This is a genomic window from Marinobacter sp. F3R11 (assembly GCF_003318275.1).
Taxonomy (GTDB): domain Bacteria; phylum Pseudomonadota; class Gammaproteobacteria; order Pseudomonadales; family Oleiphilaceae; genus Marinobacter.
Map to the genome: position 1 here is coordinate 64,618 of NZ_QOCH01000003.1, position 11,796 is coordinate 76,413.

Annotated in this window: 11 protein-coding genes; 2 read left to right on the forward strand and 9 right to left on the reverse strand. The window is 54.2% G+C overall.

The genetic code is table 11. The features are described 5' to 3' along the window. Window positions 1-57: 57 nt before the first annotated feature. The 8 genes from DS878_RS00350 to DS878_RS00385 all read right to left on the reverse strand — a co-directional run bounded on the left by DS878_RS00350 (window position 58) and on the right by DS878_RS00385 (window position 8,033). The gene (locus DS878_RS00350) at window positions 58-993 is read right to left on the reverse strand and encodes a ketopantoate reductase family protein (protein WP_113814284.1); all 936 of its coding nucleotides are present in this window, start codon (window positions 991-993) and stop codon (window positions 58-60) included. Beyond that, window positions 990-2,660 (reverse strand): long-chain fatty acid--CoA ligase, encoded by a 1,671-nt coding sequence (locus DS878_RS00355; RefSeq protein WP_113813958.1) that lies wholly within the window; start codon window positions 2,658-2,660, stop codon window positions 990-992. The genes DS878_RS00350 and DS878_RS00355 overlap by 4 nt, the downstream gene beginning before the upstream one ends. Before the next feature lie 25 nt (window positions 2,661-2,685). Next, a complete protein-coding gene (gene surE / locus DS878_RS00360; protein WP_113813959.1) occupies window positions 2,686-3,459 on the reverse strand; it encodes a 5'/3'-nucleotidase SurE in 774 nt (257 codons plus the stop codon). Next, a complete protein-coding gene (locus tag DS878_RS00365) occupies window positions 3,456-4,520 on the reverse strand; it encodes a phosphotransferase (RefSeq protein ID WP_113813960.1) in 1,065 nt (354 codons plus the stop codon). The genes surE and DS878_RS00365 overlap by 4 nt, the downstream gene beginning before the upstream one ends. Before the next feature lie 163 nt (window positions 4,521-4,683). Beyond that, the gene (locus tag DS878_RS00370; protein WP_113813961.1) at window positions 4,684-5,451 is read right to left on the reverse strand and encodes an SDR family NAD(P)-dependent oxidoreductase; all 768 of its coding nucleotides are present in this window, start codon (window positions 5,449-5,451) and stop codon (window positions 4,684-4,686) included. Between the two features lie 69 nt (window positions 5,452-5,520). After that, complete coding sequence (locus DS878_RS00375) at window positions 5,521-6,723, reverse strand: acyl-CoA dehydrogenase family protein (RefSeq protein WP_113813962.1); 1,203 nt, start codon at window positions 6,721-6,723, stop codon at window positions 5,521-5,523. A 75-nt stretch (window positions 6,724-6,798) separates the two neighbouring features. Further along, window positions 6,799-7,239 (reverse strand): PaaI family thioesterase, encoded by a 441-nt coding sequence (locus DS878_RS00380; protein ID WP_113813963.1) that lies wholly within the window; start codon window positions 7,237-7,239, stop codon window positions 6,799-6,801. Continuing rightward, the gene (locus tag DS878_RS00385; RefSeq protein WP_113813964.1) at window positions 7,239-8,033 is read right to left on the reverse strand and encodes an SDR family NAD(P)-dependent oxidoreductase; all 795 of its coding nucleotides are present in this window, start codon (window positions 8,031-8,033) and stop codon (window positions 7,239-7,241) included. Before DS878_RS00385 ends, DS878_RS00380 begins: the two co-directional genes overlap by 1 nt. A 144-nt stretch (window positions 8,034-8,177) precedes the next feature. Between DS878_RS00385 and DS878_RS00390 the strand changes: the two genes are divergently transcribed. Further along, window positions 8,178-9,779, forward strand: a complete 1,602-nt coding sequence (locus DS878_RS00390) for a class I adenylate-forming enzyme family protein (protein ID WP_113813965.1) — start codon at window positions 8,178-8,180, stop codon at window positions 9,777-9,779. An 8-nt stretch (window positions 9,780-9,787) separates the two neighbouring features. Here DS878_RS00390 and DS878_RS00395 read toward each other — a convergent pair whose 3' ends face one another. Continuing rightward, complete coding sequence (locus tag DS878_RS00395) at window positions 9,788-10,528, reverse strand: enoyl-CoA hydratase-related protein (RefSeq protein ID WP_113813966.1); 741 nt, start codon at window positions 10,526-10,528, stop codon at window positions 9,788-9,790. 164 nt (window positions 10,529-10,692) lie between these two features. Here DS878_RS00395 and dctP point away from each other — a divergent pair, with 164 nt between their 5' ends. Then, complete coding sequence (dctP, locus tag DS878_RS00400) at window positions 10,693-11,739, forward strand: TRAP transporter substrate-binding protein DctP (protein ID WP_113813967.1); 1,047 nt, start codon at window positions 10,693-10,695, stop codon at window positions 11,737-11,739. Window positions 11,740-11,796: the final 57 nt, after the last annotated feature.

Genomic DNA, 11,796 nt, shown 5'->3' on the forward strand with positions numbered 1-11,796 from the left:
GGAAGCGGCCCATTATTGTCAAACCCATACCAGCAAAAACTGAAGACTCCTGAAATACTACCCCCGCCCTTCCAGTGCAGCGCGCATCTTCAGAGTAACCAGCACAGTATTCAGGTGAGGTACTGGAATTCCATGATGCCGGGCTAATGCCACCACATTTCCCAATACAGCTTCCCGCTCAATCGGGCGATCGTTCAGATAATCCAGGGCCATGCTGTTCTTGTAGGCAGGCATTTTGCGGGTACCCTCGATGTTCTGATCGATCAATTCGTCAGCCATCGGATAGCCTTCCGCTGCAGCCACATCCATCACCTCACGCATCATTGCCCGGATCAGTTCTTCACCACCTTCAGTATCCAGAATGGTTCGGGTATCCGCACCATTGGCAATAACCGACAAAGGATTGAAAGGTGTGTTCCAGAGGCACTTGCGCCAGCGTTCGCCTACAACACGCTCAGTCAGATCGACCTTGATACCCCCTTCCGTAAACAGCCGGGACAAAGCCTGGCAGTTTTCGTCCACGCCTTCCGGGTAGCGCCCCATGACCAGTTTGCCATAAGCCTTATGCTCTACCACTCCGGACTCGGTACGGCTCACTGCAATAAATGCCAGGCAGCTTATAAGAGGGTTGTCCGGATAGGCAGCAGTCATTTCCTTCTCAATATCCAGACCGTTTTCGATCAACACCAGACGGGTATTCTCACCCATCCAGGGTGCAACCAGTGCAACCCGGTCTACACCGGGCAGAACTTTAACGCACAGGATCAGAAAGTCTGGAGCTTCATCTGGCAAGTCGCCATCACGGTATACATGATCGGGCTTGTAGGAAAGGTCTCCGAGTGGACTGTTGATACGAACACCCCTGGCTCTGACTGCCTCATAATCTGAGCGCAACACAGTGCTCACAGAGCATCCTGCTCTTTTCAGTATGGCTCCATAGAAACTGCCGATAGCTCCCGCACCAACAATCAGAATACTGGGGGTGTTTTTCATGATCCCGTCCTGTCTTTCCATTCTTCTTCCTGAAGCGCTCGCCACATGAGTTTACCCGTAGGGGATTTCGGCAAAGCCGTTACAAATTCAACAATAGTGGGCACTTTATAGACCGCCATCTGCTCCCTGCACCAGCTGGTAATGTCTTCAACACTGGTATTCGCCTCAGCTTCAGGCGTCAGCACTATGCAGGCCTTCACTGTTTCACCACGCTTGGGGTCAGGCGCAGAGATGATACACACTTCATGAATGGCGGGGTGGCGGTACATCAGTGCCTCAACTTCCGACGGCCATACCTTGAATCCGGACGCGTTGATCATTCGCTTGAGGCGGTCAACCATGAAGAAATACCCATCTTCATCGTAATACGCCAGGTCGCCGGTGCGGAAGAAACGCTTACCATCAATTTCGATAAACGCCGCATCAGTTTCAGCTGGCCGGTTCCAGTATCCAAGTGTTACTTGCGGCCCAAAGGACACAATCTCACCGGTTTCCCCTGGCCCCACTTCTTTTAATGTCTCCGGATCAATAATCCGGCTATCCACATCAAATACAGGAATTCCCAGGCACTGGGTTTTGGGGCGGGCATTGGGGTTGATGTGGGTTGCCGCCATGGTTTCTGACATGCCGTAACCTTCAATATAATCAAGCCCCGTAAGCCTTTTCAGCTTTTCCGCAACAGCGGCAGGCATGGCTGCTCCTCCACCACCGATCATACTGAGACTGGAGAGGTCGTAGTTGTCAATATCCGGATTAGAGAGAAAATCCACTGCCATGGTAACGATATTGGTCCAGCTAGTGACCTTGTAACGTTCAATAAGCCTTGAGGCAGTAGTGCGATCCCAGCGCGTCATAATCACCGCCGTGGACCCTGAAAAAATTGGTCCGTTCATGGAACCTGTCATGCCGGTTACGTGGAAAAATGGCAGCGTAGCCAGCTGCACGCTGTTGGCGGTGCTCAGATTCCAGAAAGCCCGGTGTACTGTGGTTGCCATTACCGAACGATGGGTGTGCATACAGCCTTTGGGCGCGCCGGTTGTGCCGGAGCTGTATGGAAACACCGCCAGATCATCCGGGCCCGCCGTGTGTTCTGAAGGGCTGTGGCCAGCCCCCATAGCCTCCTCCCAGCTCACCACACCAGGCTCATTACCCGACCAGACCGGCGCTGCCACCTCGGCAGGCAAATCCAGGTCGGTATCAGGTTTGATATAGGTATTGTATGAGGCCACCACCACCTGTTCCAGATCGGTTGTTTCCAACAGTGGCGAAATGTAATCCACAAGTTCCTGACCAGCCATGCACAAAGCCGAACTGGTATCTGCAATATAGTGTTCCAGCTCTGCTGCACGGTTCATCGGGTTTACCGGAATCACGATGGCATCAGCACGCAGAATTGCATAATAGGAAATCACATATTGCGGTGAATTCTGCATATACAGCAGTACCCGATCACCTTTTTTGACACCCTGAGCCTGCAGGTACCCAGCCATCGCTTCCACCTCTGCCAACAGGCGACGGTATGTGATGGGCGCATCATAAAAAATAATAGCCGTATGATCAGGATAACGCAGCGCCGAGATTTCCAGGTTGGTAAAAACACTGGTGTTCGGCAGGGTCAGGGTTTTGGGCAACTCTTTGGGCCAAAAGGCATAATGACGTGTGAACATGGTAATTGTTCTCTTCAGGTTAAAGTCACAGTAATGCGGACAGATCAAGTTCTCTGGTATTCCCCGGCAAGGGCTCTTCGTGTCGCAGTGGTGCAATGGCGATGGCCTTATCTCTCAACACAGACACGTCGGAGTCAGGTGCAACTATGTGCCGGGAGCTACGATCAAATCCAAGCCACCAGTAAGGCAGGCTGCGGGCATCCTGCCCAGCCTGCAGCCGGGCATGCCGGATGGAACCGCTGGACTGATGGCACAAACGCGCAGAGACAATATCTTCAGCGTTGCAGGCTGGAAAATTCACGTTCCAGGCCAGGCACTCGCCCGGTTGCCAAAGCTGCCGGATTATCGTCTCTCCGAAATGTTCTACGGGCGACCACAGAACGCCATCCCTGGATAAAAAAGCCTGACTCAGGGCAATGGCAGGAACATTCATATGCCGGGCGCTGAGCACAGCCCCCACAGTGCCCGAATATTGTACGGAATCACTGATGTTAGCCCCGCAATTAACGCCAGACAGCACCAGATCCGGGGGCGATTCGCCAAACCACCGGGCAAGTGAATAGAGCACACAATCTGCCGGAGTACCGGAAACCGCATAACGCTTGTCCCCGGTTTCGTATACGCGCAAAGGATCGTGGATAGAAATACTCTGTCCTGCACCGCTACGGTCGTGTTCGGGAGCAACCACCCAGACCTCTTCCGCCAGGTTGCGTGCTATCTTTTCCAGCCTTGCCAACCCCGGGGCATTGATTCCGTCGTCGTTGGTTATGAGGATACGCCGCACTATAGGCCCATTCATTTCCGCTCTCCCTCGCAAGCAATTTTCCAACCTGTTTCAGCCAGAAGGCTCGCCCGCTTTCCTACATCCAGAGCATTGGAGTTGGCGGCATTGCCATCCAGCGCACGTTTATAGACACCCTGAACAATAGAGGCTAACCGGAACAACGAAAACGCCAGATAGACATGCCAGTCGGCTATTCCTTCACGGCCAGTTCTCGCACAGTAACGGGCGATGGTTTCCTGCTCATCAGGAACGCCCAGCGCTTCAAGGTCCTCGCCTTTCAACCCACGCATACCTGGCATGTCCGATGGCATGTGGTATGGCAGGCAATAGTAGGCAAGATCTGCCAGGGGGTGCCCAAGTGTAGAAAGCTCCCAGTCCAGTATGGCAATCACCTCCGGCTTGTCCGGGGCCAGCATCAGGTTGCCGAAACGATAATCACCGTGGGCAATCCCACACTCATCCGTCGAGGGAAGGTTTTCCGGCAGCCATGCCATAAGTTTGTCCATGGCGGGCATTTCATGGGTCTTTGCAGCCAGGTATTGTTTGCTCCAACGGGCAACCTGCCGGGCCACATAACCTTCCGGGCGGCCATAGTCCCCCAGACCTATCGCATTCACATCAACGGAATGCAGATCTGCCAGGGTATCAATGGCGGAGTGATGGGCCGGCAGCCTGTCCCTGCGGTCCAGCGCGCGCAGGGCAGAGTGGCTGATGATGCGACCTTCCAGAAAGTCCATCACATAAAAAGGGGTACCGATAATATCACTGTCTTCACAGAGAACTCTGGCCCTGGGCACTGGCAAGCTGGTGTTGTCTGAGAGCGCACGGATAACCTTGTACTCCCGCTCAACCATATGGGCAGAAGGCAGTGTTTTTCCCGGCGGTTTCTTGCGCAGGACATAGCGCCCTCTTTCACTGTCCAGAAGGAACGTGGGGTTCGATTGGCCACCCTGAAACTGTTTTACTACAAGGCGATTGCCAAAATCCGGCATGGCTTTCTGGAGCCAGGACAGGAGTTTGGCTTCGTCAAATTTGTGGGCCGGGAGGACGTCTACCAGCTCTGGGGTTATGCTCATGTTTTGTTGCCTTCAATTGGGATGGCGGCAGGTACTGGTGGTAATGGGCTGCGGGTTCGGGCGCTTTTCTTCCGGGAAAAACAACTCGCTGCGCTCAGACATTTTTTCCCTGCAGAAAAACGCCCGCACCCACGGACCTCAAGCTATCTTCGTACTGTCATGCTCAACAGATGGTTTCGCCGCCGTCGGCTACTATCGTCTGTCCCGTTATGTATGCACTGGCTTTGGTTGACAGGAATACGGCCAGGCCCGCGATATCTACCGGATCACCAATTCTTCTCAATGGTGTTTTGTCTTCTGCACGCTTCACACGCTCGGGATCTTCCCAGAGGGCCTTGGCAAAATCGGTTTTGATCAGGCCAGGGGCAATGCTGTTGATGCGGATGCCTTTCGGGCCCCATTCCACAGCCAGATTTCTTGCCAGTGCAGCTTCTGCGGCTTTGGATACACCGTAGGTTCCGATGGTGGTGTTGCCGCGGATTCCTGCAATGCTCGACAGCAGCACAACGGCACCCTCACCTTTCTCTGCCATCTGCGGCAGTACCATTCCGGTAAGCCAGAAGGTGCCTTTAACGTTGGTGTCCATAATCTTGTCCCAGGCCTCATCCGTCATTTCGGAGGTTGGGCCATAAACCGGGTTGGTGGCGGCGTTGCAAACCAGTACGTCGATAGAGCCCCAGGCTTCGTTTGTCTTGTTCACCAGGTTCTGCAGGTCGTCTTTTTTACCAACGTGGCAGGGTATGGCCATAGCCTCATACCCCCGGGCTTTCAGCTCACTTGCAACCTGCTCGCAGGCATCGGCTTTGCGGCTGGAGATAACAACTTTTGCGCCCAGGCTAGCCATTTCTTCGGCAATTGAACGGCCTATGCCTTTGGTGGACCCTGTAATAAGGGCTACCTTGCCGGTCATATCAAAAAGTGGGTTGTTCATATCATGCTCCTCATACTCGCCGGGGAGGCTGACAGGAAGAGAGCTCTTCCCGTCAGAGTGCCGGTTCGGTTAGCGATACTGGCGCAGTTCAATTTTTGCGACCGAATCCAGATGCACCTCATCCGGGCCATCCGCGAGCCTCAATGTCCGAACCTTGGCCCAGGCTGCCGCAAGGAAGGTGTCCTGGCTCACGCCAGCCCCGCCGTGTACCTGAATGGCGCGGTCGAGGATCTTCAGCGCCATGCTGGGAGCAATCACCTTGATCATGGCAATTTCCTGGCGGGCTACCTTGTTACCGACGGTATCCATCATGTGAGCAGCCTTGAGTGTTAACAGACGAGCCTGCTCGATCTCGATACGGCTACGGGCAATGTCCTTACGAACAGAGTCAAAGCCGGACAGAGGTTTGCCAAAAGCCTCGCGCTCACTGGCACGTTTGCACATCAACTCCAGCGCACGTTCCGCCACACCAATGGTGCGCATGCAATGGTGAATTCGGCCAGGCCCAAGACGGCCCTGGGCAATTTCAAAGCCGCGGCCTTCACCAAGCAGAATGTTGCTGACGGGCACCCGTACATTTTCATAATGAATCTCAGCATGACCATGAGGCGCGTGATCGTATCCGAATACAGTCAGCGGCCGGACCAGCTTTACACCAGGCGCGTCCAGCGGTACCAGAATCATGGACTGCTGCTGATGCTTTGGCGCGGTCGGATCGGTCTTGCCCATGACGATGGCAATTTTGGAGGAGGTCGTCATGGCACCTGACGACCACCATTTTTTGCCGTTAATCACGTACTCATCACCCTCACGACGAATCTCGCAGGCAATGTTGGTGGCATCTGAAGAGGCTACGTCAGGCTCTGTCATGGAAAAGCAGGAGCGAATTTCACCTGCAAGCAAAGGTTTCAGCCACTGCTCCTGTTGCTCTTCATTACCGTAACGGGCAATAGTTTCCATGTTGCCGGTGTCTGGAGCCGAGCAGTTGAATACTTCCGGTGCCATTTCGGAACGGCCCATAATTTCGCACAGGTGAGCGTATTCAAAGTTGGTAAGGCCGGCACCCAGATCGCTCTCAGGCAGGAACAGATTCCAGAGCCCTTCGGCCTTCGCCTTTGCCTTCAGCTCTTCAATGATCGGAACCGGTGCCCAGCGGTTCTCTGCCTGTTCAATCTGTTGGTGATGCGTATGTTCGTTGGGATAAATGTACGCATCCATAAAATCCTTCAACTGCACCTGAAGCTTCTTGGCTTTATCAGATAACTCAAACATGTCGATTTCCTTTTATTGATATTGATTCGACGGCCGGTCTTTGCAACCGATCTCTTTTGTTTCATGAATTGGTGGTCAGATAGGAACGCCTTCTGGCTTATCACTGCCAGAGCGGATTCGGAACGTACCTTCAGCGATGGCAAGCAGATTACCCTTATCATCATGAACTTCGCCGGTGCTGTTAAAGATTCGCGTACCACCTGCCCTCTTTCGGGCGCTCACTCGAATGGTTCCACCAGAACACTGGCCGGTGAAGGTCGTCGTCAGGGACAAGGTTATGGCTTTACGCAACCGCCCGGGATAGGGGCAATAGGTGCCGGCCTGAGCCAGGGCAATATCAAGCAGTGACGTGAGCACACCGCCGTGAATCACACCACCAAGATTCAGGTGTTTAGGCTGCAACTTCAGCTCAATAACGGCTTCCTCTTCCTCCCAGGAAACCTGTTGATAACCAAGCAGATTGTGAAAGCCCGGTAATTCGGAGCTGTCGGCATAAAGGGGTTCTTGTTTACTCATTACACTTTCATTCCTGGCAGGTTCAGGGAAGCCGTATTGCCGCCATCCACCGGTAGCGCCTGACCGGTGACATAACTGGCGTCATCACTTGCGAAAAACAGGATGGCAGCTGCGATTTCTTCCGGGTCGCCATAGCGACGCAGTTCACAGCGATTTCCCAGCTTGTGGGCTTTTTCATTGGCGCGGGCGTAGTCAAATACCGCTTTCGTCATACCCGTCTCTACAAGGCCAGGGCAGACTGCGTTAACCCGGATATTGTGATCACCAAGATCGCATGCAGCGGTCATGGTCAGGTTGATGACTCCTGCCTTGGACGCGCTGTAGGCATTGCCGCCGGCACCAGAGCGGATACCAGCCACCGAAGCAGTGTTGACAATGGAGCCCAGCTTGCGCGCCTGCATATGCGGGGCCACATGTTTGATGAGCAACATGGTGCCAATCAGATTAACCGCCAGCACCTTTTCCCACTCTTCCCGCTCGTTGTCCGTTACTCGTGGGTGGCCTTTACCCGTACTTGAAATACCGGCAATGTTGCACAGGACGTCGATTTTCCCGAAGGCTCTGATGGTTCCGCTTACCAGCTCCTTTACCTGAGCCTCATCGGCAACATTCACGAGATAGCGGGCGTACTCTGCACCTTCCGGCATCAGATTTTCGCTCTCAACCAGCCCCGACTCAGACGTGTCCACCATAGCCACCCGCGCTCCCTCACGGGCCAGCCGTATGGCGGTCGCGCGGCCTATGCCACTTCCAGCTCCGGTGACAATAGCCACCTTGCCATCAAAACGCCCCATACCGATGCTCCTTCTATCTTTAATTTTGTTATTGCGTTATCGGTTTTGCTTTTACATTAATTTGTCACGACTTCCGTTTTTGAGTCAATATAAACGAAAGTAAATTTCACTAGACAAAACACAATAGCAGCATAAGGAACAAAAATGAAAAATAACCTGAACGAAATGCCTGTGTACGCACCCATAATCCAGAGCGAATCCATGGAAGCCATCGGTCACAGGATCCAGGAGTTTGCATTCAGCCGCGCTGACCATCCGGCACTGATCAGCGAGCAGGGCACCCTGAGCTGGCGGGAGCTGCTTGACCGGACCAACCAGATTGCCAACCGGCTCAGGGATGCGGGGCTTGAGCGCGGTGAATCCGTTGCAGCCTTGTCGGAAAACAGTGCCGACTATGTCGCGCTCTACCTGGGCGTTATTACTGCTGGCGGCTGCATGGTGCCACTTTCAGGTATGGCCAGTGCAGAAGCACTAAGCCTGATGTTGTCCGATTGTTCCGCTCAGTTTCTGTTTGTGTCACAGAAAAACCGTGAGCTCCTGCAAAGCTTCCGCTCCGGGCTGAAGGGTTTGCCGGATGACCGTATTATTTCTCTGGATGCGGATAACGATGGTATTGGCGAAACATTGAACGACTGGCTCGCCGGCGCCTCCACCGAGGCCAGGCCTGCGGACGTCTCACTGGATGATCCTTTCAACATCATCTACAGCTCCGGAACCACAGGCACCCCCAAGGGCATCCTTCACGACTACCGGTTCCGGCAAAGACAGATGGTGCGCATGAGTCGCTTCGGACTGGATAGCGACGCCATTAATCTGGTTTCCACTCCGCTGTATTCCAACACCACACTGGTTTCAGTCTTGCCGACGATATTTCACGGTGGGACGATCGTGATCATGGCCAAGTTCGATGCACGACGGTTTCTGGAACTGGCAGAAACACACCGTGTCACTCACGCCATGCTGGTACCTGTGCAATACCAGAGAATCCTGGCCGACAAGGAGTTTGACCGTTTTGACCTTTCCAGCTTCAAGCTGAAACTGTGCACCAGCGCACCGCTACGAGCAGACGTCATAGGGGAAGCCATGGCCCGCTGGCCAGGCAACATCCGCGAAGTCTACGGCCTGACAGAAGGCGGCATATCCACCAGCCTGGACTGTGGCGCGCACCCGGACAAATGGAACACCGTGGGCGTACCCACTGAAGGCGCGGAAGTGCGCGTGATTGACGAAGATGGCCATGAGCTGCCCAAAGGCGAAACCGGTGAATTGGTGGGCCGCGCTATTTCAATGATGCGAGGTTACGTAAACCGGCCTGAGCAGACTCAGGAAATGTTATGGACCAGCCCTGAAGGTGAGGTCTTCTATCGCAGTGGTGATATGGGGCGAATCGACGAGGACGGGTTTATCCATATTCTCGACCGCCGCAAAGACATGATCATTTCCGGTGGATTCAATATTTACGCAGTAGATCTCGAAAAAGCTCTGCTGACCCACCCTGCGGTGGATGATGCAGCCGTCATCGGCATTCCCAGCGAACAATGGGGTGAAACTCCTCTGGGGCTGGTGGTTCTTAAGCCCGGACACAAGAATTCCGGGCCTGAGATACTCGAATGGGCCAACGAGCAGCTTGGGAAAAGCCAGCGCATCTCGGCTATTGAGTTCCGCCATGAACTACCCCGCTCCACCATAGGCAAGATCCTGAAGCGGGAACTGCGTGAACCCTACTGGCAAAAGACTGCGCTTTAAGCCTCCCTTCAGCGCCGGGCCAGCTTATCCAGAGCGGCCCGGCAATCCTCGGACCGGAGACGCTCAGAAAACACATCCCGCTCCCGCTCCAGCGCCTGCATCACCTGTTCGCGCCAGGGAGCCCGGATCAGCCGTTTGCTGGCCCGCAGCGCTTCACGGGGCTTGCCTGCCAGGCTTGCGGCAACAGCCATCGCCTCAACCAGAGCCTGCCCATCGTCCACAACCCGGCTTACGAGCCCGCACTCTCTTGCATCATTGCCACTGAGCACTTCACCCAACAACAGAAAATCCGTGGCTCTTCGAGCCCCAAGATGCAGGGGCATGGTTACCGTAGATGCGGCCTCCGGAACCAGCCCGAGATCCACAAAGGCTGTTTTGAATTTTGCATTTTCTCCAGCTACCACCACGTCCACATGCAACAGCAAAGTGGTGCCGATACCAATAGCCAGGCCCTCAACTGCGACTATTACCGGTGTATCACAGTTGATCAGCGCCTCGATAAATGCCAGCCCGGCAGAAGGCTTAGGATTAGCATCAGTAGCACGGGCACGAAAATCATCCAGGTCATTTCCAGCGGTAAAAACCCCTCCCGCACCCGAGATAACAATAGCGTTAACTGTCTCGTCATTATTGGCGCGGAAAATAGCATCGCCTAGCTGCTGGTACATATCCCGGGTCAGAGCGTTCTTCTTCTCTGGCCGGTTAATAACGAGTTGGAACACACCTTGAGACTGCTGAGATTCAATCATTAAACTACCTCTTTAGAAAAATTCTGACGCCTAAGCTTAAAACATCCTATTGCAAAAACCCGATCTTGTGATAGATTCAGAAAACATTAATCCACCATGCAGTCGTTAGTTCTGCACAGTGAAATAACAATAAGTACCATTACAACAACGAACGAGGCACAGCTATGAAACTCTTTGCCAAAGCACGCAAGACACTGACCGTTTACGCGTCAGCCCTGACTCTGGGCATCACCGCCGCCTTGAGTGCCGCACCCGCAGCTGCTCAGGAAACCTTCACCTGGAAAGTACAGTCTCACTGGCCTGGCGCCAGCAGCTCCTACACCGACAGCCTCGTAAGACTGCAACGGGTTCTGGAGGAGCGCACCGACGGACGCCTGAAGCTTAATCTTTATGAAGCCGGCGCACTGTTCAAGGCGAAGGACACATTCAATGCCGTCAGCCGCGGCATTCTGGAAATGGGCACCATTTCCCCCTCCTACGCTCAGGACAAAATCTCTCTGGCAGGCATTGCGTCCGGCCTGCCTTTCGCGTTCCGTAACGTCTGGGAAGCGGCCTACTTCCATCAGGGCAAAGGCTTTGAACAAATGCTTCGTGACGAAGCCGCAGAGCACGGCGTTTATTGGGCAACTGACAAGGTGTACCCCACTGAAATGGTCATCAAGAAGCCGATCAACAACTGGGATGATTTCACCAGCCTGAAGATCCGCTCCTCCGGCGCTCTGCAAAAATTCCTGACCGAAGCTGGCGCGGCAGCATCTTACATCCCGGGCAGCGAACTCTACTCTGCACTCGACTCCGGCATTGTTGACGGCGCCCACTGGGGCGCAGCTCAGGGCGCAGCCAGCATGGCTCTGTATGAAGTGGCCAAGTACCACGTTCAACCGGCCCTGAACATCGCCGGAACGGACGTGATCATTGTCAGCCAGAAAGCACTGAACAAACTGCCGGAAGACATGCAAAAGATCGTCAAAGATGCGCTTGACGAGCAGTTCTGGATTCGGACCAATGAGTACCTGTTTAAAGAGCGTACAACGCTGGCCAAGGTCATCGCTGAACAGGGTGTGCAGGTAAACATTATGCCGGACGACGTTCAGGACAAGCTGGTACAGGCCGCTCAGGGGATGTGGGACGAGGAAGGAGAGCGAAGCGACAACGCCAAGAAGGCGCTGGCTATGCTGAAAGACTACCTGGTCGAACTCGGCTACCTCTAAACCACAATTCCAGCAAGTAAGTAAGGGCCGGAGTTTTTACCTCCGGCCTTTTTATCC